This window comes from Geobacter sp. AOG1, assembly GCF_019972315.1.
Classification (GTDB): Bacteria; Desulfobacterota; Desulfuromonadia; order Geobacterales; family Geobacteraceae; genus Geomobilimonas.
Window position 1 is genome coordinate 463,305 of the sequence record NZ_BLIZ01000001.1, and the last position, 21,221, is coordinate 484,525.

Genomic DNA, 21,221 nt, shown 5'->3' on the forward strand with positions numbered 1-21,221 from the left:
TGCACCCATTTTCTCGGATCCGTACCGGCTGTTCTGACCTCCGTAGAACCTGTTTATGCGGCCAACCTGCCCTATCTCCGTGATAAACAGCGTATCAGCGCCGATGAAAACCCGCCAATTTCGTTGACACCCCCCAGAGCCCGTGATAAATTCGCCACTTATACGAACATCCTCGAACCGGGAGTCGTTCCATGACCCTGCGCAAATACCTGTCATCCCTCCGAAGCACCTATTATTTCATGCTCAGCTTCGGCCTCCTCATGGGGCTCATCTTTCCCTTCTATTCCGCGATCTTCTTCGGTACTCGCGCCTTCACCCCTCTCTACATCATCGGCTGCCTCACCGCCGGCGTCCTGGTCGGCACCTTCTGCTACTACATCATCAAGCAGGTGATGAAAATCTACCTGGAGCGCCAGTGGCAGGCCCTGAGCCGGCTATCCACCGGGGACTGCGATGCCACCCTGGCCGGAAACGGCGATGAACTGAATGCGCTCATGGGATGTTACGACACGATGCTGGACAAGGTTCTCTCCATGGTGGAGAACATCTCGCTCCTCATGAACCGGGTAGCGCCCCTCCACAGACATCTGCAGGAAAAGTCCCTCACCATGGTGACGGGGAATGAGCAGCAGGCGGAAAAGGAATCGGAAACCCTGCGGGCCGTGGAAGATATGAATACCTTCCTGAACGTCCTCATCCGGGAGATCGAGGAACTGGCCGTGCGGACCGACGAACGGGCGTCGATCTCGACGGAGATGAGTGCCACGACCGATACCATCGCCGAGAACATCAAGGATTACTCCGCCGCGGTTCTGGAGACCTCAGCCTCCATCGAAGAAATGGCTCTCAGCATCCGCCAGTCCGCAGACAACATCGAGGCACTCGCGGTATCCACCGAGCAGACATCCAGTTCCATCACCCAGATCGGCGCCGCCATCAGCAATGTCCGGGACAACGCCCAGAGGTCCGCCGAGTGTTCCGAAGGGGTCCGCAAGCAGGCACAGGATGGCCTGCAGTCCATGACCTCCACCATCAAGGCCATGAACGCCATCGAAAAAAGCACCGAGGAATCCTACGAAGCGATCCATCGCCTTTCCGTGCATTCGGCTCGCATCGGCAATTTTATCGAGGTAATCCAGGACGTGGTAGAGCAGACGAACCTCCTCTCCCTCAACGCCTCCATCATAGCCGCCCAGGCGGGGGAACGGGGAAAGGCGTTTGCCGTAGTGGCCGAAGAGGTCCGCTCTCTGGCCCACCGGACCGCCCAGTCGGCCAAAGAGATCGACGACCTGGTGAAGGACATCCAGAAAGAGACCGCCGCGGTTCAGCGTTCGGTGGCCCAGGGGAAAGACCGGATCAAGGAGGGAGTGAAAATTTCGGCCCTGACCAACGAGGCCCTGGTGAGAATCGAAACGGGGGCAGCGGAAGCATCCGACATGGTGCAGAGGATCGCCAGTGCTACGGTCGAGCAGGCGTCCGGCAGCCGGCTCATCACCGAAGAGGCGGCAAAGAACCTGGAACGGGTCAAACAGGTGACGCGGGCAACACAGGAGCAGGAGCGGGGGATCAGCATGATCGTCAAGGCGCTGGAGCAGATGCGGCTCCTCTCCCAGAAGATCACCAATTCGACCCAGGAGCAGTCGCGCGGAAACCGTCTCTATCTCAAGAGCGTGCTCGAAGACAACGATAAGGTCAAGAAGCTTCGGGACACGAGCATCCAGCAGATCATGATGGGGGATGTGCTTCTGAACTACGTCCGGGAAGCGGGCCGGCTCATAGAGTCAAATGCCGCCCTGGCAAAGCAGAACATGGAAGAGATCGAGGCGATCACCGACCTGAGTGCCAAACTCCAGAAGGAACTGAATCCCTTCAAATCGCAAGCCGAAGAATCCTGACGAGCTCCGCGAGCATCTCACCCCGCAGGGCGTAACGGACCCGTGTGCCGTCCCGCCGCGCCTCCAGGATGCCGTGCTCCTTCATCACCTTGAGATGCTGCGACACCACCGCCTGAGGTATCTCCAGGCACTCCCAGATATCCTTCACGCAGGCATCTTCCCGGGCCAGACCGGCCACGATCCTGAGCCGCACCGGATGCCCGAGAACCCTGAGCAGCGACGCCTTTTCCTGTAAATCACCGTCCATGAACATCATACCGTCCACCAATTCGATTGTTGATATTACACCAATTCAGATCAAGGATGAAATCAAGGCGGCGAGGATTGAGGCGACGCAGGCGTACAGACAGTACGTTGAGGAGCCTAAGACGAGCCAACGCAGATAGCGCCTTGATGTGGAATTTGGTATTACACTTCCAGCGTGTAGCCGACCTGAGCCGGGTGAAACTCTGCCGGGAACTCCCGGGACAGCCGCGCTGCTGCGTTGAAGCCGGTACAGTGGCTGACGCAGAGCTTTCGCATGCCATACCCGCGCAGGGCGCTTATGGTTGCCTCCAATTGTTCCGGCGAGGAAAAACCGAGGTGGGTCCCTCCTACCACGGCATAAACATCTGCCACACCGGTTCGCTCCTGAGCAAGCTGGATGGTGTTTGCAAGCCCGGCATGGCAGCAGCCGAGCAGCAGGACGAGCCCTTTGCCGGTGGTGATTACCAGGGACTGATCGTCCGGCAGGGTATCGGCACTGCACCCCTTTTCGTCGCAGTAGAGACCGCTGTCTCCCTTCTCGAAGGTCGTCCGGCGCGGCACCTCGCCGGTGAGAAAGAGCCCCGGCCCGATCTCCCGGAAGGTGGACGAAAGATCGAAGGTCGCGCCAAGCTTGAGCAGTTCCGCCTCACCGAAGGGGATGCCGATGGCGACGCTCTCTCCCGTATCCTTCACCCGGTAGCGGCACGCGAAGACACCGGGGTGGGCCAGCACTTCCTTCGGCCCGCAGGTTTGCAGCAGGGGCTTCAGGCCACCGGTATGGTCGTAGTGTCCATGGGAAAGCACGACCCGGTCCGTCCGACAGAGATTCTTGCCCATCCGCCGGGCATTGTGGATCAAGGTCTCCCCCTGGCCGGTATCGAACAGGAGTGCCCCGCCACCGTACTCCACGAAAGCGGCAAAACCGTGCTCTCCGAGGGTGCCGGTCATGGAGCCGACACTGTTGTCGCACAGAATGGTAATCCGGTAGCTCATGGTTCCCCCCTCCTACTGGTATATCAATAAAGAAACGTGGATTTTCCGCAAGGTCAAGGCTGTCGAGGGATAGTGAGGAGGCGTAGTTATGCTACGCCGCACAAACTGTCCCGAAGACTTACGCAGAGATTGCGGGAAAGCCACGTTTCACTTTCCGCAGCACTCCTTCGGGAACTTCGGCACCCCCGCCTTCTCCAGGATGGTAATCATGGGACACCAGTTGGTAAACCCCGACTGGAACAGGTTGAGCCCCACGAAACCGGTGAACCAGAGCCAGTTGATGTTGTGGAAATGGGCCAGCAGCAGCGACAGGACGATAAAGCTGCCGGCGATGATTCTGAGCAAACGGTCGATATACATTCTTTTCTCCTCTTGTTTATTGGGGCAGGCTCCCTGCCTGCCACATTGGGCAATTCGTTTTCTACAAAGCTGCCAGCATCCGCTCCATCTTCTGCTTCACCGTTACGGCCAGCTCGGTCAGGGCAGGGTTGCCAATCACGCCGAGGGCCGCAACCGGGTCCATGACCATCACCACCGTTTCCCCGTCGTCGCCGGTATAGACCACCACGTTGCAGGGGAGCAGCGTTCCGATGTTGAGTTCATGACCAAAAGCCTCCCAGGCGAGGGGGGGATTGCAGGCACCGAGGATGATGTAGTCGCGGAATTCCCGACCGAGCTTCTCCCTGAACTTCCCCTTGATATCGATCTCGGTGAGGACACCGAACCCTTCCTTCTGCAGTTCTTCCCGCACCTTTCGTTCCGCGTCGGCATAGGGAAGTGAAACGGTCCTGCCGAATGCATACGCCGTCGTAAGTTCCATTGTCTGCCTCCTTCCCTTTGCAGGTTCTCCACGATCCGTCACTGCTCACTCAACAGTTCCGCAACCTTGCCCGCCACGCTCCCCGTCAACTCGGGACAGATCCCCTTGTGATTGGCAAGGACAACCTTGCAGCAGGTGGCGCCATACTGGTTTTTGAACCAGTGGTGGAGTTCCTGAGTGAGCTTTTTGACCCGCCGTGCGTCATGGGGAAGGACCAGCCCGATGGCCATGGTTCCCCCTGCCACGGCCCCGCAGAGGCAGCCGGTTCCGGATCCGCCGCCGAACCCGCTCGCCATCTCCACCACCATGTCGGGGATCTCCGGGCGGAAGTTGTTCTTCACCGCCAGGAGCACCGCCTCGGCACAGTGCATCTTTTTGGAGCGGTAGAATCCCTCCGCCTCCGTCGCCACTCTTTCCGCCAGTCCCATCCCTTCATTCCCAACCGGTTTCCGTTTCTGCCAGAACATCCAGCCTCCTCTACTCTGTCATCTTCCTCCCTCCGCAGAGGGTCTCTTATTGCTCTTCGCTCCTCCCCACCCGATGCCGCTCCTTCCATGACTGTACCATGAAATATAAAACCGGAATAGTGATCCGGGAAAGAGCCGTGGAGGCTATCTCTCCGCACATCATGGCAAGCGCCAGCCCCTGGAATATGGGGTCGAAGACGATGACGAAACTCCCCACGACAACGGCAGCCGCCGTCAGCAGCATGGGGCGGAAGCGGACCGCCCCCGCCTCGATGATCGCCTCGTCCAACGCCATCCCCTCACGCCGTTTCATCTCGGCAAAGTCGATGAGAATGATGGAGTTCCGGACGATGATCCCCGCAAGGGCGATGAAGCCGATCATGCTCGTTGCTGTGAAGAACGCCCCCATGATGGCATGACCCGGCAGAATGCCGATAAGGGTGAGGGGAATCGGCGCCATGATCACCAGCGGGGTGGTAAAATCCTTGAACCAGGCCACCACCAGGATGTAGATGAGAACCATGACCGCCCCGAAGGCAAGTCCCAGGTCACGGAACACCTCGTAGGTTATGTGCCATTCGCCGTCCCACTTGAGCCCCGGCTTCTCCTCGTTCCAGGGCTGGCGGGAAGCCAGCTGCTCGATCCGGTACCCTCCCGGCAGGGGAATGTTGGCTATTTCTTTCTGCATCTTCAGGATGGCATAGACCGGCGCCTCGATCACCCCGGCCACGTCGCCGGTGACGTAGACCACGCTTTTCAGGTTCTTCCGATAGAGTGACTTCTCTTCGTTACCACTCGTTACCCGCACCAGCTCGGAGAGGGGAACATTACCCCTTGCTCCCGGTACGTAGATGGAGGAAAGGCTCGCCACGGAGCTTCGGTCCGCCACGGGAAGACGCAGGTTGATGGCGACCGGCTCCTTTTCGTGGGGGACGTGGAGAAGCCCCGCGTTCTCCCCTTCCAGGGCGATGTGCAGCGTCTTCACCACGTCGGTGGTGTCGATGCCGGCGAGGGCCGCCTTCTCCTTGTTCACGGTAAAGGTATATTTGGTCTGATCATCCTCCCGGTACCAGTCCACGTCCACCACACCGGCGGTCTTGCTGAAGATTCCCTTGACCTGGCGGGCGATATCTGCCCGGGTTGCGTCATCCGGGCCGTAGACCTCGGCAACCAGCGTGGAAAGAACCGGCGGACCGGGAGGAATCTCTGCCACCTTGAGCCGCGCCCCGTACTTGTCGGCAATGGCTTTCAGTTGCGGCCGTATCCGGCGGGCGATGTCATGGGACTGGGCCTTCCGCTCTTCCTTGCGGAGCAGATTGACCTGGATGTCCGCCACGTTGGGCCCCGTGCGCAGGTAGTAGTGGCGCACCAGACCGTTAAAGTTGAAAGGGGCGCTTGTCCCCGCGTACGTCTGGAAATCGGTCACTTCCGGAACCTTGCGCAGGGAATCCCCCAGCTCCGCCATCAGTCGCGCCGTCTCCTCCAGGGTGCTGCCGTCGGGGGTATCGACGATCACCTGCAGCTCATTCTTGTTGTCGAAGGGAAGCATCTTGACCGTCACGAGCTTGAAATAGATGAGGGAGCAGGAAAGGAGGAGAAGCACCACAACTCCGGCCAGGAAGCCGTTCCGGACCGGCTTCCTGTGGAGAAGCGCTCCCATGACCCGGCGGTAGAAAATCGTCAGCCTGGACTCCTCCGGCTCGGCGGTGGAACCGAAATGGGACTCTCCCTTCATGAAGCGATAGGCATAATAGGGGGTCACGATGAAGGCGATGAGGAGCGAAAAGAGCATGGCCATGCTCGCCCCCACCGGAATCGGCCGCATGTAGGGACCCATCAGCCCGCCGACGAATCCCATGGGGAGGATCGAGGCGATAACCGCAAAGGTGGCGAGCACCGTCGGATTGCCGATCTCGTCCACGGCCCGGATGGCCGCATCCAGTGGTTTCAGGCGGGTTGTGGTGAAGTAGCGATGGATGTTCTCCACCACCACGATGGCATCGTCCACCAGTATGCCGATGGAAAAAATCAGGGCGAACAGGGTGATACGGTTGAGCGTATAGCCGATGAGATAGAAGACCAGCATGGTCAGGGCCAGGGTGACCGGAATGGCGATAGCCGCCACGGCGCCTGCGCGCCATCCCATGAAGATTGCGATCAGGATGGTGACCGAGATGGCCGCCAGGAACATGTGGAAGAGGAGCTCGTTGTTCTTGTCCCGGGCCGTCTCACCATAATTGCGGGTCACCGTCACCTGCACATCGGAAGGGATCACCTTCCCCTTCAGGTTCTCCACCCGCTTGAGCAGGTCCTCCGCAACCCAGGTGGCATTGGCCCCTTTCCGCTTGGCAACGGAGACGGTAACGGCGGGATAATCGGTGGTTCTATTATAGGACTCATAGGACCCATGGGACCTATATGTCTTATCAACTGCACCTAAACCAAAGAAGACGTAGTCCTTCGGTTCCGCCGCCCCGTCAGTCACCGAAGCCACATCGGCAAGATAGACCGGCTTGCCGGCTGCAACACCCACAACCAGCCGCCTTACCGCATCAACGTCGCCGAGCAGGTCACCGGTCTCCACCAGGTACTGCCGGTTGCCGGTTGCCATGCTGCCAGTCTGGAGCGCCGCATTACCCTTCTGCAACGCTCCCATTACCTGCAGGGGGGAGAGCTGCCGGGCCGCCAGCCGCCCCGCATCGAGCTGGACCCGTACCTGCCGCGGGAGTCCTCCCTTGATCTCCGTTTCTGCCACCTCGGGACTCTTCTTCAGATCGTCGCACACTTCGCGGGCGATACGGCGGAGCATATGGTGGTCATACCGCTCGGACCAGAGCGTGAGCGCAAGGATCGGCACGTCGTCGATGGTCTTGGGGACCACCAGTGGCTCGCCCGCCCCGGGAGGAAGGAGCTTGCGATTGCTCATGATCTGGTTGTAAACCTTGACGAGCGACTCCTCAGTGTTCTGGCCCACAAGATAGCGAACCGTCACGACACCGAGGCCGGGGCGACTCATGGAATAGACGTACTCGACCCCCTTGATTTCCCACATCTTGCATTCGAACGGCTTGACGACCCGTTCCTCCACTTCTTTCGGCGATGCACCGGGGAAGGGGAGGTAGATGTCGATCATCGGCACCTTGATCTGAGGCTCCTCCTCACGTGGGGTCACCTTGACCGCAAAGACGCCGAGGAGCAGCGATGCCGCAACGATGAGGGGGGTCAACTTGGAATTTATGAAGGCGCGGGCAATCCTGCCGGCAATACCGAGGTTATCCATTTACATCGTCTCCAAAGATCAGTCAAAATCTGCCACAGAGAAAAACCTAACAGACAAATTAACAGGGATATTCAGGATATACAGGATTAAAGGCTATTCGATTAACTTTAAAACAACAATAGATTTCAGCTATTATCCTGATCATCCTGAATATCCCTGTAAAACGTTTTTGCTCTTGATGTCCTCGCATCTCAGTATCTCTGTGGAAGGTTTTCTTATTCGAGCCGTGCCCCGTCCATCACCTTCTCCACGCCGCCGGTGACGACCTGTTCTCCGGCAGTGAGCCCGGAGAGGACTTCCATCCGGTCGCCATACGACTTGCCGGTCTTGACCAGCCGCATCCGGACGGTTTTATCTTTCCCCACCACCCAGATCGACGTGAGGGCACCATGATCGACAATGGCAGCTTTCGGCACCAGTATCCCCGGGTGAGAGCCCGTCGGGAATTCTACCCTGCCATAGGCGCCGGAACGGAGCCCCTTTGCCGAAATATCCACCTTGACGGTAAAGGTCCTGCTGGCGGGATCCGAGATCGGCACCACTTCGGCAACCCTTCCGGAGAGAGTTCCGGTAACACCATCGATTGCAACGCTGACCTGCTGGCCGGTCCGCACCGAGTCGAGAAGCGATTCTGGCGCAGCAGCCTCCAGCCGGAATCCTCCCTCTCCCTCCACCATGAGAAGAGGGGTGCCGGGAAAGACCGTCATCCCCACATCCGCCGACTTAGCGGTGACAATGCCGGCAAGAGGGGCGGTAATACGGGTGTAGCCGGCAACGGCACCGGCAGCCCGGGCCGCCTCGCGAGCCTGGATCAGCCGGGCTTCGGCCCGGGCCAGCCCCTGGGCAGCCACCTCCTGTTCTGTCTGGCGACTATCGAACTCCTGGCGGGTAACCGCCTGTTCGACGAATAGTTTGTGGTACCGCTCGAAGGTCGCTTCGGCTAGTTGCCTGCGTGCACGGGCCTCCTCCACACCGTGCCGGGCCTCTTCCAGGCCGGCCTGGGCACTGGCCGCCCCGGAGGTACTCTCCGCCGCGTCAAGGGTCAGAAGGAGCTTTCCCTTTGCAACCCGGTCACCCTCCCTCACCAGCACGGAGCTGACCGTGCCGGGAATACGGGCGGCAAGGGCAAAGGCGTTCTTTGCCCGGACCGTTCCGACAGCCTCCTGCAGGTCGGCGATCTTTTCCTCCGCCACAGCCTGGACTGTCACTCCCTGTATCACCTGCGGGGCAGCCTTCACCGCCTCTTCCTTCCCCTTGCCGCCGCAGCCGGCAAAACCGAGCACGGCAACCGTCGTCAGCGAAACGGCCATCAGCGCCGCAGTTCCTTTCATTGCGCAACCTCCTTGAGGAATATTCCCGCTGCGTGGTAAAGCCGGGCCGTAGCCAGGGCATAACCGCTTTCCGTGTCCACCAGCTGCACCCTCGTCCGGTTCAGGGCTGTCTGGGCATCGAGAAGCTCTACCGACGTGGCAAGGGCATTTTCGTATCGGCGGCTGACCAGACGTACGGTCTCCTCCGCATCGAGCACGGTATGGCGGGCGACTTCAAGCCGTTTACCCGTCTCCTCCCTGCGCAGATAGGCCTCCTGCACCTGGAGGGCAACTTCCTTACGGTAGTTTTCAAGATATTCGGCCGTTGCGCTCAGCTGCATCTGGGCCCGGCCGACCTCGTTGTACCTCCGCATGCCGTCGAACAGGTCCCAGCGAAGATTCGCAGCAACCACCCAGGAATCATTGTCCCGGCCGAACGGGACATCATGGTCGTTCAGCTGGTAGGTGGCACTTCCGTAAACCGTGGGGAGATAGGCGCTCCGCGCCATCCCCACCGCCGCTGACGCCTTCTCAGTCCCGCTTTCCAGTTCCTTCAGATCCGGACGGGTCGCGAGCGCCTCCTGGACCAGTTCCTGACTGGTGTATTTCAGCACGGGTGCGCCGAGCTCTTCGGTCGTATCGATGGTTTCTCCCGTTTCCATCCCTGTTGCCTGGGCCAGCCGCAGTTTTCCGAGAAGGACGTTATTGCCGGCCGTTATCTGCTGCTGCTCCATCTCCGACAGGAACGTACGGGTCCGCAGTTCGTCGGACTTCAGGCCGACACCGGCAGCGGTACGAACCTGGGCCAGCCGCTGGTGCTCCCGGGCATCCCTGACCGCCTGGTCTGCAACCGCAAGACTCGCCTTCGCCTTCTGCACCTCCAGGTAGGCGCCATACACCAGAAAAGCAACGTCCTGCCGGCGGCGTTCCAGGGTAAACGAGCGGGAAGCGTCTTCGGCACGGGCCATATCGAGGGCGCGACCGATGCGAAAATCCAGAAGCGGTTGTTCCAGAGTAAAAGCAGTGCGGAAATCACGGTAACTCCCCGGATTGTTCAGGTTGTTGATGAGGAAGTCACGATCGGTGAAACGGCCCTCGTCCAGTTTCATCATGAAGGTGCGGGTCGGTGAGTTGGTTACCGCAGCTGTCTCCTCCAGGTAAACACGGGGGAGATAGGCGCCGCGACTGATCGACACGCTTCGGTCGGCCGCCTTTCGCTCATAGAGAGCAGCCTTGAGGAGATGGTTCTTTTCCAGGGCCAACCGAATCGATTCATCTAGCCCCAGCCGACCACTTTCCGCAAATGCTCCACACGGAAGTATCAATACCAGCCATATACCTGCGCATATATTCTTCACGATCAAATCCCCCACAGCAAAGCGCCTAATACATATTGTTTTTTATATATATAACAAACACCATATTGTCAAGTCAAATTATACCGTTATTTATCCTCCACTGCAGCCATATAATGAATATTCGTTCATATCATTCTCGCTGCCCAAGGGGAAATGGATTGACAAACCGGGGGGTGCCCCCTTAGACTTGTGACTCTTTCGTGACGAGGTGGCGATGCTGGACAAGGAAAAATGGAAAAAGCGCTTCAAGGATATCCTCTCCCTCGATAGTCATCCCGCCCATATAGCCGCCGGCTTTGCGGTGGGAGTTTTCATCAGTTTCACCCCGTTTTTCGCCTTCCACACCGCCATGGCCATTGCGCTCGCCTTCGTCTTCCGCCTCAACAAGCTCACCTGCATCACCGGCGCCTGGGTAAACACCCCCTTTACCGTTTTTCCGGTGCTGGCAATCAGCTACAAACTAGGGCGCGTTCTGCGCGGCCTCCCTCCCAAGGAGTTGCACCTGAAGAGCCTGGAGTGGCAGCACATGAAGGGATACGCAGCATCCCTGCTCCTCGGCACCTCCATACTCGGCTTCATCGCCGCCATCATTGCCTACTTTCTCTGTTATTACCTGGTGATCCGGTTCCGGCAGAAGGACGAAGCCCTGGCGGAATTGACGGACGAAATGGAAGAGACGGGGGAAGAGCTGGAGTAAAGGGATAGACTGTAGGGAGATACAAAGAAGGGGCGGTCATCAATGACCGCCCCTTTTGCGTTGATAAACCGTCGAGGTACTATTTGCCGAGGGTGGGACTCATGATCATGTAGGCCATGTAAGCCACCGCAGCCGAGGCGGGGATGGTGAGTATCCATGCCCAGAGGATGCGGTAGGCAACGTTCCAGTTGACGGCGGTGATCCGCTTGGAGAGGCCGACGCCGAGGATGCTGGAGGTGATGACGTGGGTGGTGCTCGTCGGCATCCCGAGGGCGGACGCCCCGAGAATGACGCCGGCTGATGCGGTCTCGACACAGAAGCCGTGCACCGGCTGGAGTTTGACGAAATCCCGTCCGACGGTCTTGATGATCCGCCAGCCGCCGGCAGCGGTGCCTAACGCCATGGAAATCGCGCAGGCCATCTTTACCCAGGTCGGCACATCGAAACTGGGCAGCATGCCGTAGCTGACCAGGGCCATGGTGATCACCCCCATGGATTTTTGCGCATCGGCGGTGCCATGGGAAAAAGCCATGAACCCCGCAGATATGATCTGCAGTTTCCGGAACCCCTTGTTGAGGCCATAGGGAGGGCTGTTGCGAAACAGTTGCATCATGATCAGCATGAAGATATATCCGATGATCGTGCCAAGGATGGGGGATATGACCAGTGCAAGGAGGATTTTATTCAGGCCGCCCCAATGGAGCGCCGCCATCCCGGCATGGGCGGTAACCGCCCCCATGAGTCCGCCGATGATGGCGTGGGAAGAGGAGGAGGGAAGGCCGTAGTACCAGGTGATGATATCCCAGATGATCGCACCCACGACCCCCGCCAACACCACCATCTGGGTGACGTTGCTCGCATCGACGATCCCCTTGCCGATGGTGGATGCCACTTTGGTGGAGATCATGGCCCCGGCGAAGTTCAAGACGGCGGCCATTAAGATCGCCCATTTAACCGACAGCGCCCGGGTCGAAACGCAGGTAGCAATGGCATTGGCGGTATCATGGAAACCATTGATGTAATCGAAGATGAGCGCCACGGCGATCACGAGGATCAGCATGACGAGGGTGACATCAAGCATTTTTTACCACCACGCTTTCGAGGATGTTGGCGGCGTCTTCACACTTGTCGGTGGCCCGCTCGAGGGTCTCGTAGATTTCCTTCCATTTGATGAGCTGGATGGGGTCCTTCTCCTCGTCGAACAGCCTGCTGACAGCCTCGCGACAGACGCGGTCCGCCTCGTTTTCCAGGGCGTTAACCTCGACACAGCATTCGCTGATGTGCTCCAGTTTTCCTCCCAGGAGGGAAACCCCCTTCTCCAGAGTCTGGCAGGACTTGAGGATGATGAACGCCAACTCCTTGGCTTCCGGGGTCGGCTTTTCCACGTTGTACATCACGACTCGCTGGGCCGAGGCGTCGATCAGGTCGAGGATATCGTCGAGGGCGCCTGAAAGTGCGTAAATATCTTCCCGGTCGAGGGGGGTAACGAAACTCTTGTTCAGCTTCTGGATGATCTCGTGGGTTATGGAGTCACCCTTGTGCTCCACATCCTTGATCTTGCGCTGGCTCCCTTGGGGATCGGCAAAATTGTCGAGCATGTCCTTCAGTAACTGGGCTCCTTCATTTATATTCCGCGTCATATCCTTGAAGAGGACAAAGAATTTTTCTTCCTTTGGTATCAATCCGAACATTGCTGCCTCCAGACGACACAGTGTACGAAGCACCGTGCCGGTTGATTTTAAAAACCTGCCATTCATACCATAAATTTGCCGGTGGTGCCACATTTATGTTACGGAACGATGGAGGAAACGTGGCGGGATTTAACTTGATTTTGCCACCCGCATCAACTACTCTTCCAGCCCGATACACACAGGAGGAGATATTCCCATGCACCCGCTCCATGCCGCCGTTCTCGGCGCAATCCAGGGCCTTACCGAAGTCCTCCCCATCAGCAGTTCCGGCCACCTGATCCTGATCCCCTGGCTCCTCCACTGGCCGGAATCGGGGCTTACCTTCGACGTGGCCCTCCATCTCGGAACATTCCTCGCTCTGGCCCTCTATTTCTGGCGGGATATCATCGAACTGGTCTTCAATTTCTTTCGGGGGATCTCTGGGGGGGGTCTGCACACCGCCTCCAACCGCCTCCCCTTCTATATCATTGCCGGCACCATTCCCGCTGCCATCGCCGGCAAAACCCTGGAAGGCCCCATCGAGGAGATGTTCCGCAGCAACCCGGCTCTCATCGCCACCTTCCTCATCGTCTTCGGCCTTGTTCTCGCCTTCAGCGACACCATCGGTGCCAAGCGCTGGAAAATGGACGGCATCACCCTGCGGGCCGCTCTCATCATCGGCCTTGCCCAGTGCCTCGCCCTCATCCCGGGTGTTTCCCGTTCCGGCATCACCATCACCGCCGCCCTGCTCCTCGGATACAACCGTGAGGCCGCGGCCCGCTTTTCATTTCTCCTTTCCCTTCCCATCGTCGCCGGCGCCGGCATCCTCAAAGTAGGTCACCTGGTCAAAACCGGCGTTCCCGCCGGTGAAATACAGCCTCTCATCATCGGCATCGTCACCTCGACACTCGTCGGCTACGCAAGTGTCGCCTTCCTCCTCCGTTTCGTTCAGAACCGCACCCTTTACCCCTTCGTCTGGTACCGGCTGGTCGCCGGGAGCAGTGTACTCGCCTACCTGGCGTTCTTCCATTGATCGTTTTTCGGCGGCAGCGCATAAAAATATTTTAATACTGTTTTTTTCGTGCTAACCTGCCGACGACTGTTGCAGAACACTGCGGAGCGGGAGGAGATGCATGGCAGGGGGAATCAAGGTGTGGCCCGAGGCCGAACGGCCGCGGGAAAAGCTTTTGAACCGGGGAGTGGATACCCTGACCGACGCGGAACTCCTGGCCCTCATCCTCCGGACGGGAGATGCCTCTACCGGGCAGAGCGCCATCGACCTGGGGCGGCAGTTGCTTCTGGAATTCGGCGACCTGCGCACTCTCGCGTCCGCCGGCGTGGTGGAAATATGCCGGGTCAAGGGGGCGGGAACGGCCAAGGCGGCATCCATCATTGCGGCCCTTGAACTGGCCAACCGCTGCCAAGGGCGGCGGCTCGCCAACGGGGACCGGTTCACCTCCCCCCAGCAGGTCTACGAGCACTACAACTTCACCTACCGTGACCGCCGCAAGGAATACTTCCTGGCGTTGCTGCTCGACGGCAAGAACCGGGTGATCCGCGAAGTCCGCATATCCGAAGGGTCGCTCAACCAGAGCATCGTCCATCCCCGTGAAGTGTTCAATCCTGCGGTGCGGGAATCGGCCGCCGCAATCATCCTCGTCCACAACCATCCCACCGGCGATCCGGCCCCGAGCCGCGAGGACCGGGAGATCACCCGCCGCCTCAAGGAGGCAGGTGATCTCATGGGGGTCAAGGTCCTCGACCACATCATCATCGGCGACGGCGCCTTTATCAGCTTCACCAGCGAAGGAATGCTCTGAATTTAGGACTACAGGGCATCCCAGCTGAACAGCTTTGCGGCCATCCGGTTGCGGCACTCTTCCACGTGCTCGTAGGGTACCACCCGCAGCAGTTCCTCAAGGGTGGTTTCCCCCGCTTTCACCCGGCGCAGCCCGTCTTCAATCATGGTCATCCGCTGCCCCTGATGGAACACCACTTCCCGTAATGCCTGGTTATCGGGGCGTTTGCTGAACAGCAGCGCTTCACTGCCGGTCGGCACCCAGAGCTCGGCAATCGGGCGACGACCGGCAAAGCCGGTGAAATTGCACCGCACGCAGCCACTGCCACGGGCAAACGGATGGGTCGTGGTCTGGGGAAAGCGAAACTCGCCAAGAATCTCCTTCGCCGGCATATACCTCACCTTGCAGTGGTCACAGATGCGCCGTACCAGACGTTGGGCCAGCACACAGCGGAGTGTCGAGGAAATCAGGCTCGGCTCCACCCCCATGTCCATAAGCCGGGTAAACGCGCTCGTGGCATCGTTGGTATGGAGGGTGCTCAGCACCGTGTGGCCGGTGAGCGCCGCGCGGATCGAGATGGACGCCGTTTCCAGGTCGCGAATCTCCCCCACCATGATATTGTCCGGATCCTGGCGGAGAAACGACCGGAGGAAATGGGCAAAGGAGTTGCCGATCGCCTCGTTAACCTCCGACTGGCTGACACCGTCAATGGTGTATTCGATCGGATCCTCCACCGTCAGGGTCTTCACCTCACTGGTGTTGATCCGGTTGAGGATGGCATACAGGGTGGACGACTTTCCCGAACCGGTCGGACCGGTCACGAGGAAGATGCCGGTCGGCTTCTCCAGGGTCCGGCAGAGCGTATCCACATGCGCCGGCAGGAGCCCCAGTGTTTCGAGGGAAATCGCCCCTCCCCGCTTGTCGAGTATCCTGACCACCACGTTCTCGCCAAACTGGGTCGGCACTGATGAGACCCGGAAGTCGACGCTTCGCACCGTCCCGTCCTTGGTCACCTTAAGTTTGAAGCTGCTGTCCTGGGGTCGTCGTTTCTCTGCTATATCCATGTCGCAGAGGATCTTGATCTTGGAAACGATCTGCTTCGCGTGGCTGTTGATGGCATCGGCATCGTGCCCCAGGTCCAATGACTGGAGCACCCCGTCGATCCGGAAGCGGATCTCCATTCCGTGCTCCCTGCTTTCCAGGTGGATATCGCTGGCCGCCATCTTGATGGCGATGGAAATGACCTTCTTGACGAGATAATCCACATCGGCGCTGATGAAATCATCCACGTACCGGGACTTGCCGCTCTCCCGGGTGATGTCTTCCGAAACTTCGAACGTGAGACTTTCCTTCTCCTCCCGCGCCGTACGGGGAGTTGTACGGAAAATACGGTGCTGGGCGGCGGTGATGTCGCTCTCCCGGGCAATGACCGGCTTGATCTCCATGTCAATGACCGCCGCCAGCTCGTGCAGCTCCACACCCCTGAGCGGGTAAGCCATGGCCAGGGTTACGATCTTCCCTGTCTTGCCGATCGGGACTATCCGGTGGCGCTGTGCATAGTTGACGTTGATGAGCCGGGCCAGTTGCGAATCAAAGGAAAACGTGCCGAAGGATACAAAGGGGAGATCGTACTGGGCGGCAATGGCGCGGGCCACTTTCTCTTCGTCGAGGTAGTGGAGCCGGACCAGGGCCTGTCCAAGGGGGATATGCTCCTTTTCCGCTATTTGCAGGGCATTGTGCAGCTTTGCTTCGTCGAGGTGTTTCTGCTTGACGAGGATCTCCCCGAGCTTGAGGCGTTTCCGGTTGTAGTCGAGCACCATATTGAGGTCCATCGTGGAAATGAACCCCAGCTGGCAGAGGATCTGACCGATGGGGACGCAGGGGAATTCCTGCTGCTTCTCCAGTGCCGCCGTGAACTGGGCTTCCGTAACGAGCCCGTTCCGTATCAGCAGTTCTCCGAGTTTCTCCGGCATAAACACGCCCTCCGAAAAATGTCATGGTCACGGTAGAATGGTCAAAGGTGCCCTCCGGAAACGAAGCAATTTTATGGGCGCAGATACTTGCTGATGCCGGGGAGAAAGTGCTCCGGCTCGAACCGGAACGTTTCACGCCAGCGACCGTCGCAGATGTTCTCCTCCGTCAGCATGGCAATCTGGTCCATGGTGATGGGGAAGAACGAGAACCCCTGGAGCAGGGGGACCACCAGCTTCATGATCCCGAGGGGATTGGGAAGCTTGGGGACATGGGACTTGCCGAGTACCCGGCCGATGGTGTCGAGCATCTCGTTATAGGTGAGACGATCCGGACCGCACAGTTCATAGGTCTTTCCGATGGTCTCCGGCATCTCCAGGGCCAGGGCATAGCAGCGGGCCACGTCATCGGCGGCAACCGGCTGCAGTCGGTACATGCCGTCGCCGATTACCGGTACAATCGGATAGTTCCGGATATAGCCGGCCAGCAGGTTTATGAAGGCGTCCCGGGGACCGAAGACGATGGATGGGCGGAAGATGGTATGGTCGAGGCCGGAGGCGCGGACCAGTTCCTCAGCCTGGAACTTGCTCCGGTGGTAGTTTGAGGTGGCATCGGGGCGGGTGCCGAGGGCCGACATCTGCAGGTAGCGCCGCACCCCCGCCTGCCGGGTGGCATTCAGCATGGTGCGGGTCGCCTCCACGTGGAGGCCGGCAAAGGTCATGCCACGCCCGGGGAATTCCCGGATGATCCCGATGAGGTTGATGACCGCATCGCAGCCGGCCACCTGACCGGCAAAACTCTCCGGCCGGGTCACGTCCCCCTCGACGAACTCGACCCCCTGTTCAGTCTTTGCCTCGTGCCTGTGTACGAGAAGACGGAGCTGGTGCCCCCTGGAGAGGAGTTCCCGGCGCAGATGCCCGCCGATAAAGCCACTGCCTCCGGTGAGAAATATTTTCATGGCGCACTTCCCCTCTCATGAAATATGGGAAGAGTGTATCGCACAATTCACTATTTGCCACCCCGCTGCGGCTCGGCTATAATCACGCGGCAGTATATTTCCGGGAGGTGTTTGCCATGCGCGTATTCCTGATTTCCTGCCTGCTGTCGATTGTCGTTTCCTCTGCCGCATCGGGAGGTGAAGGGGTCGCCGTGCCCGGAGCTACCGAGGAGGCGATCGCCCACGACTGCCGGGTGACCGCGGAACTTGCCGTCGAGCTGCTGAAGATGAAGGCGAAGACCCCTCCTGAAAAAATGGTGGAATCCGCTGGGAAGCTCCTCTCTTCGCGGGGATACAAAAGCTCATTCGGCGACGCGGAGTTCATCGCCAGGTTCTACACCGGCATGGCGCTCCAGTCCGGACCGGAAGTCGACAAGATCATGGCCGAGATGCCTCCCGATGACCTCGCTTTGATGGTGGACGATCATGAGATACTCTGCCTGAAAGGGGTGTATGGTGGCGGTAGTGGTAGCGGGCAGGGACACGGCGGGATGGGTGGCATGTCCCACTGATTGCGGGAAACCTCAATCGGTGACAACGATGAACACACCCCTTGAAGATAGGCGTTAGCGGCCAGGACCGACGATGACCGAAAAACTCCACATATTACCCTCTACCGCGGCGGTGGAGGCGTTCAACCGTGCCGCCCTGGCGACGACGGGCATCCTGTTCGGTACCCGGGCGCTTACCCTGAAGCGACTCAGTGAGGAGCTGTATGCAGCAGCAGCCGAACGTCGCCCCATCTCGCCGGTGGGGCAGAAGCTTCTCCTGGAAGACCTGGTGAAAAGGCACTACGCCGACGGTGCCGGCGTGCTGGCCGGGCTCACCAGCTTTCCCGGCTTTGTCACCAGCCTGGACGGCCTGTTCGGCGAACTGAAGCAGGCGCTCGTCACCGCCGACGCCTTTACGTCCACCGTCCGGGCCATGCCCCCCAACGGCCGGCTCACCGAGCTTGCCGCGCTCTATGCCCTTTACTCCAAGGCAACGGCGGGACAAGGACTGTTGGACAGTCACGACCAGGAGCTCCTGGCGCTTGAGGAACTGCGAAGCGGCAAGGCCCTCCCCCCCCTGTTCGACGGCATGACCGGCGTGGCCATCCATGCCATTTACGATTTCACGCCCCTCCAGCTTGCCATCATTGCCGAACTGGCGCGACGCCTCCCCGTAACGCTCCATCTCCCCTATGACCCCGACCGGGAGACACTCTACGCCTACGTGGCCCGGGCCGCCGATCGGATCGAGGCACTCGACGACAGCGACCTGCTCCTGGAACCGGTATTCGAAGAGCCACAGGGCAGGTTTATCACTCCGCTCCGGTCTGCGGTCTTCAACGCCGGAGGTGAGACGCCGATCGTCCCGCCGGCCAATCTCTCCCTCCTGGCCGCTCCCGGTGCCTACCGTGAATGCGAGGAGATCGGCCGGCGTATCCGCGACCTCATGGAGAAGGGTACCGATCCCACATCCATCGTGGTCGCCTGCCGCGACCTGCGGAGCTACGGTCCGATGCTGGAGGATGTCTGCCGCCGCTTCGCCATCCCGGTCTCCTACCGCCGCGGAGCCCCGCTGGTCACGGCATCGTTGACAAACGTCTGCCTCGCCCCCATAACCCTCGTGCAGGCCCGGCTGGGCCGGGAAGAACTGCTGGCGCTCCTCAAATCGAGCTATTTTGACCTGGCCTCCCATGGCCTCGACCCGGACCAGGTGGAGGCGGTCCTTCTGGACGTCCGCTACATGGACGAGACCTTCGGCCGCCTGGAAGCACTCCTGGAAAAGCGAATCGCCTGGCTGGCCCAACGGCACGCCGCAAACCGGAATGACCGGGAAACGGAGCGCCGCCTCGCCTCCACCCGGGCAGTCGCGCGGGAGTTGGGGCCGCTTCTCATAGAGCTGCGCCGTTTCGGAGGAGCCAAGACGCTCGAAGAATTCAGCGCCCTGCTGACGGAATTCATCGAACACCACCGGCTCTACCGGCGCGGCATCGCCGCCGCCGACCCCCGGGCGCTGAAGCGGGACGCCTCGGCCATCACACTTTTTCAGCAGGTGCTGGCCGACCTGGAACGGGACATCCGCACTCTCGGCATGGAGAAACGGACCTTCACTCCCGCAGAGTTCCTGGAGCTCCTCCAGCAGGGGATGACCGGGGTTTTTCTGGCAGGGGAGCGGCAAAGCGGCGTAAGCATCATGAATTTCCACGACGCCCGGGGTCTCGCGTTCTCCCACGTCTTCATCGCCGGCCTCAACGAGGGGATTTGCCCCCCGCGCCACGACGGCCACCCCCTCTTCAAGGACAGCGACAAGCTCCAGTTCCAGAAAACAGCCGGAACGCGCCTGTTCCGCACCGCTGTGGAAAAGGGGGAGGAGGAGCCGCTCCTCTTCTACCTCGCCATAGGTTGCGCCGGCGAAACCCTGACCCTTTCCTACAGCTATGTGGACGGCCGGGGAAATGAGATGCTCCGCTCCCCGCTCCTCGATGGGCTGCTGGACGCCGTCCCCCTTGCCGAGGTGAGGATCCCGATGAACCGCCTCATCCCCGAACCGGTCGACTGCCGTGAGCGGGAGGAACTCCTCAACTCCCTCGCCCGCGACCGCCGGTTCGAGGCGGCCCTTTCAGTGCCCGAACTCGCCCCGGCCATCGACCGTATCGCCGCCACGGCTGCCATCGAAGCGGAACGGGAAGCCTTTTTCAACACCGAGGAGTTGACCGCTCGGGCGGCACTTTCCACCCCCTACACCGGCACGCTGCGTGATCCGGCCATTCAGACCGATCTTCACGCCTTCTATACCTCGTCCCCCGGCAACCGGTTCGCCCCCACCACCCTGGAGGAGTATGGCTGCTGCCCGTTCCGCTATTTCCTGAAACGGCTCGTACGCCTCGCGCCGGTGGAAAAACCGGAGATGGAACTGGCGGTAAAGGACGAAGGAAGCCTGGTTCACGAAATCCTGCAGAGGTTCTTCGAGGAACGGCAGAAGGCGGGACGGCTCCCCCTGCGGGGCGACAAGGCCGACAAGGACGCCATGACCACCGCTGCCACAGAGGTGTTCGACCATTGGGAGGCGGAACGGGCGGTGGGGGAACCGCTGCTGTGGGAGCTGGGGAAGGAGAAGCTCCTCCCGCTCCTGGAACGCCTGGTGGAACTGGAAGCGACGGACGACACGGGCCTCGTCCCGACGGCCTGCGAACTTCCTTTTGCCGACCTGGAGGTGACCGACCTGGACGGGAGCCGGCTCTTCCTCAACGGCAAGATCGATCGGGTAGACATCTCCCCCGCCGGGGATGTGCGGGTGGTGGACTACAAGCTGGCCGGCAACAGCCAGCGCTACCGTCAGCTCATGAAAGAGGAGAACCTGGGTGAAATATCCTTCCAGGTCCCGGTTTACCTCCTTGCCGCAGCGACAGAACTGGAACGACAGGGGCACGGTCCGATCCGGAGAATGAGCGCCCGCTACTGGCTGCTCCGCAAGGTGGAGCCACTGGAAAGGCCTTTCGGAGGGGAAGAATCCGCCGCTTTCTTTGCCACCGACCCGGCGACAAGAAGCACGCTGGGTGACGGAAATTTTCTCAACCGGCTCTGCGCCAAGGTCCGGGCCATGAAACAGGGAGAGTTCTCCGTAACCCCCCGGGAATGCGAGCAGTGCGATTTCCCCAGTGTCTGCCGCTACGTGGCGGTCGGACTGCGGGATGGGGAGGGAGCAGAATGAGTATACTGTATACAAAGTG

18 protein-coding genes are annotated in these 21,221 nt (G+C 60.0%); 6 read left to right on the forward strand and 12 right to left on the reverse strand.

Annotated features, from left to right (window positions below):
- Positions 1–191 precede the first annotated feature (191 nt).
- Positions 192–1,895, forward strand: a complete 1,704-nt coding sequence (locus LDN04_RS02055) for a methyl-accepting chemotaxis protein (protein WP_223905838.1) — start codon at positions 192–194, stop codon at positions 1,893–1,895.
- Here the strand turns inward: LDN04_RS02055 and LDN04_RS02060 are convergent.
- The 8 genes from LDN04_RS02060 to LDN04_RS02095 form a co-directional block, all read right to left on the reverse strand.
- Positions 1,870–2,142: a helix-turn-helix transcriptional regulator gene (locus LDN04_RS02060; RefSeq protein ID WP_223905840.1), complete on the reverse strand. Its 273-nt coding sequence runs from the start codon at positions 2,140–2,142 to the stop codon at positions 1,870–1,872. The two genes, LDN04_RS02055 and LDN04_RS02060, sit on opposite strands and share 26 nt — an antisense overlap.
- Before the next feature lie 161 nt (positions 2,143–2,303).
- Positions 2,304–3,134 carry an MBL fold metallo-hydrolase gene (locus LDN04_RS02065; RefSeq protein WP_223905841.1) on the reverse strand — a complete coding sequence of 277 codons (831 nt, stop codon included), beginning with the start codon at positions 3,132–3,134 and terminating at the stop codon, positions 2,304–2,306.
- A 147-nt stretch (positions 3,135–3,281) separates the two neighbouring features.
- Positions 3,282–3,494 carry a DUF2892 domain-containing protein gene (locus LDN04_RS02070; RefSeq protein WP_223905843.1) on the reverse strand — a complete coding sequence of 71 codons (213 nt, stop codon included), beginning with the start codon at positions 3,492–3,494 and terminating at the stop codon, positions 3,282–3,284.
- A 61-nt stretch (positions 3,495–3,555) separates the two neighbouring features.
- Entirely contained in the window at positions 3,556–3,954 is a 399-nt protein-coding gene (locus tag LDN04_RS02075; RefSeq protein ID WP_223905844.1) for a DUF302 domain-containing protein, read from the reverse strand.
- Positions 3,955–3,992: 38 nt separating this feature from the next.
- Positions 3,993–4,421, reverse strand: coding sequence for a C-GCAxxG-C-C family protein (locus LDN04_RS02080; RefSeq protein WP_223905845.1), 429 nt, complete (start codon positions 4,419–4,421; stop codon positions 3,993–3,995).
- A 46-nt stretch (positions 4,422–4,467) separates the two neighbouring features.
- Positions 4,468–7,701 carry an efflux RND transporter permease subunit gene (locus tag LDN04_RS02085; protein ID WP_223905847.1) on the reverse strand — a complete coding sequence of 1,078 codons (3,234 nt, stop codon included), beginning with the start codon at positions 7,699–7,701 and terminating at the stop codon, positions 4,468–4,470.
- A 215-nt stretch (positions 7,702–7,916) separates the two neighbouring features.
- Positions 7,917–9,032, reverse strand: a complete 1,116-nt coding sequence (locus LDN04_RS02090; protein ID WP_223905849.1) for an efflux RND transporter periplasmic adaptor subunit — start codon at positions 9,030–9,032, stop codon at positions 7,917–7,919.
- On the reverse strand, positions 9,029–10,369 hold the full coding sequence (locus LDN04_RS02095) for a TolC family protein (RefSeq protein WP_223905851.1): 1,341 nt from the start codon (positions 10,367–10,369) through the stop codon (positions 9,029–9,031). Before LDN04_RS02095 ends, LDN04_RS02090 begins: the two co-directional genes overlap by 4 nt.
- 214 nt (positions 10,370–10,583) lie before the next feature.
- Between LDN04_RS02095 and LDN04_RS02100 the strand changes: the two genes are divergently transcribed.
- On the forward strand, positions 10,584–11,066 hold the full coding sequence (locus LDN04_RS02100) for a DUF2062 domain-containing protein (protein WP_223905853.1): 483 nt from the start codon (positions 10,584–10,586) through the stop codon (positions 11,064–11,066).
- A 79-nt stretch (positions 11,067–11,145) separates the two neighbouring features.
- On the opposite strand, the gene LDN04_RS02105 is transcribed toward LDN04_RS02100, so the two are convergent.
- The gene (locus LDN04_RS02105) at positions 11,146–12,147 is read right to left on the reverse strand and encodes an inorganic phosphate transporter (protein ID WP_223905855.1); all 1,002 of its coding nucleotides are present in this window, start codon (positions 12,145–12,147) and stop codon (positions 11,146–11,148) included.
- The gene (locus tag LDN04_RS02110) at positions 12,140–12,757 is read right to left on the reverse strand and encodes a DUF47 domain-containing protein (protein ID WP_223905857.1); all 618 of its coding nucleotides are present in this window, start codon (positions 12,755–12,757) and stop codon (positions 12,140–12,142) included. The genes LDN04_RS02105 and LDN04_RS02110 overlap by 8 nt, the downstream gene beginning before the upstream one ends.
- Before the next feature lie 196 nt (positions 12,758–12,953).
- Here LDN04_RS02110 and uppP point away from each other — a divergent pair, with 196 nt between their 5' ends.
- A complete protein-coding gene (gene uppP, locus LDN04_RS02115; RefSeq protein ID WP_223905859.1) occupies positions 12,954–13,769 on the forward strand; it encodes an undecaprenyl-diphosphatase UppP in 816 nt (271 codons plus the stop codon).
- A gap of 100 nt (positions 13,770–13,869) precedes the next feature.
- Positions 13,870–14,556: a DNA repair protein RadC gene (radC, locus tag LDN04_RS02120; RefSeq protein ID WP_223905861.1), complete on the forward strand. Its 687-nt coding sequence runs from the start codon at positions 13,870–13,872 to the stop codon at positions 14,554–14,556.
- Positions 14,557–14,564: 8 nt separating this feature from the next.
- Here radC and LDN04_RS02125 read toward each other — a convergent pair whose 3' ends face one another.
- Complete coding sequence (locus LDN04_RS02125; RefSeq protein WP_223905862.1) at positions 14,565–16,508, reverse strand: GspE/PulE family protein; 1,944 nt, start codon at positions 16,506–16,508, stop codon at positions 14,565–14,567.
- Positions 16,509–16,579: 71 nt separating this feature from the next.
- The gene (locus LDN04_RS02130) at positions 16,580–17,464 is read right to left on the reverse strand and encodes a complex I NDUFA9 subunit family protein (RefSeq protein WP_223905864.1); all 885 of its coding nucleotides are present in this window, start codon (positions 17,462–17,464) and stop codon (positions 16,580–16,582) included.
- 17 nt (positions 17,465–17,481) lie between these two features.
- Here LDN04_RS02130 and LDN04_RS02135 point away from each other — a divergent pair, with 17 nt between their 5' ends.
- Both LDN04_RS02135 and LDN04_RS02140 read left to right on the forward strand, forming a co-directional pair.
- The gene (locus LDN04_RS02135; protein WP_223905866.1) at positions 17,482–18,015 is read left to right on the forward strand and encodes a hypothetical protein; all 534 of its coding nucleotides are present in this window, start codon (positions 17,482–17,484) and stop codon (positions 18,013–18,015) included.
- A 73-nt stretch (positions 18,016–18,088) separates the two neighbouring features.
- Positions 18,089–21,202 (forward strand): PD-(D/E)XK nuclease family protein, encoded by a 3,114-nt coding sequence (locus tag LDN04_RS02140; RefSeq protein ID WP_223905868.1) that lies wholly within the window; start codon positions 18,089–18,091, stop codon positions 21,200–21,202.
- Positions 21,203–21,221: the final 19 nt, after the last annotated feature.

Excerpts from the sequence above, each read along its gene's own strand:
- LDN04_RS02130 (WP_223905864.1), bottom strand. The coding sequence starts at position 17,464 with ATGAAAATATTTCTCACCGGAGGCAGTGGCTTTATCGGCGGGCATCTG.
- LDN04_RS02125 (WP_223905862.1), bottom strand. The coding sequence starts at position 16,508 with ATGCCGGAGAAACTCGGAGAACTGCTGATACGGAACGGGCTCGTTACG.
- radC (WP_223905861.1), top strand. The coding sequence starts at position 13,870 with ATGGCAGGGGGAATCAAGGTGTGGCCCGAGGCCGAACGGCCGCGGGAA.
- LDN04_RS02110 (WP_223905857.1), bottom strand. The coding sequence starts at position 12,757 with ATGTTCGGATTGATACCAAAGGAAGAAAAATTCTTTGTCCTCTTCAAG.
- LDN04_RS02085 (WP_223905847.1), bottom strand. The coding sequence starts at position 7,701 with ATGGATAACCTCGGTATTGCCGGCAGGATTGCCCGCGCCTTCATAAAT.
- LDN04_RS02060 (WP_223905840.1), bottom strand. The coding sequence starts at position 2,142 with ATGGACGGTGATTTACAGGAAAAGGCGTCGCTGCTCAGGGTTCTCGGG.
- LDN04_RS02075 (WP_223905844.1), bottom strand. The coding sequence starts at position 3,954 with ATGGAACTTACGACGGCGTATGCATTCGGCAGGACCGTTTCACTTCCC.
- LDN04_RS02055 (WP_223905838.1), top strand. The coding sequence starts at position 192 with ATGACCCTGCGCAAATACCTGTCATCCCTCCGAAGCACCTATTATTTC.
- LDN04_RS02080 (WP_223905845.1), bottom strand. The coding sequence starts at position 4,421 with ATGTTCTGGCAGAAACGGAAACCGGTTGGGAATGAAGGGATGGGACTG.
- LDN04_RS02135 (WP_223905866.1), top strand. The coding sequence starts at position 17,482 with ATGAAATATGGGAAGAGTGTATCGCACAATTCACTATTTGCCACCCCG.
- LDN04_RS02070 (WP_223905843.1), bottom strand. The coding sequence starts at position 3,494 with ATGTATATCGACCGTTTGCTCAGAATCATCGCCGGCAGCTTTATCGTC.
- LDN04_RS02065 (WP_223905841.1), bottom strand. The coding sequence starts at position 3,134 with ATGAGCTACCGGATTACCATTCTGTGCGACAACAGTGTCGGCTCCATG.
- LDN04_RS02090 (WP_223905849.1), bottom strand. The coding sequence starts at position 9,032 with ATGAAAGGAACTGCGGCGCTGATGGCCGTTTCGCTGACGACGGTTGCC.
- uppP (WP_223905859.1), top strand. The coding sequence starts at position 12,954 with ATGCACCCGCTCCATGCCGCCGTTCTCGGCGCAATCCAGGGCCTTACC.
- LDN04_RS02100 (WP_223905853.1), top strand. The coding sequence starts at position 10,584 with ATGCTGGACAAGGAAAAATGGAAAAAGCGCTTCAAGGATATCCTCTCC.
- LDN04_RS02140 (WP_223905868.1), top strand. The coding sequence starts at position 18,089 with ATGACCGAAAAACTCCACATATTACCCTCTACCGCGGCGGTGGAGGCG.
- LDN04_RS02105 (WP_223905855.1), bottom strand. The coding sequence starts at position 12,147 with ATGCTTGATGTCACCCTCGTCATGCTGATCCTCGTGATCGCCGTGGCG.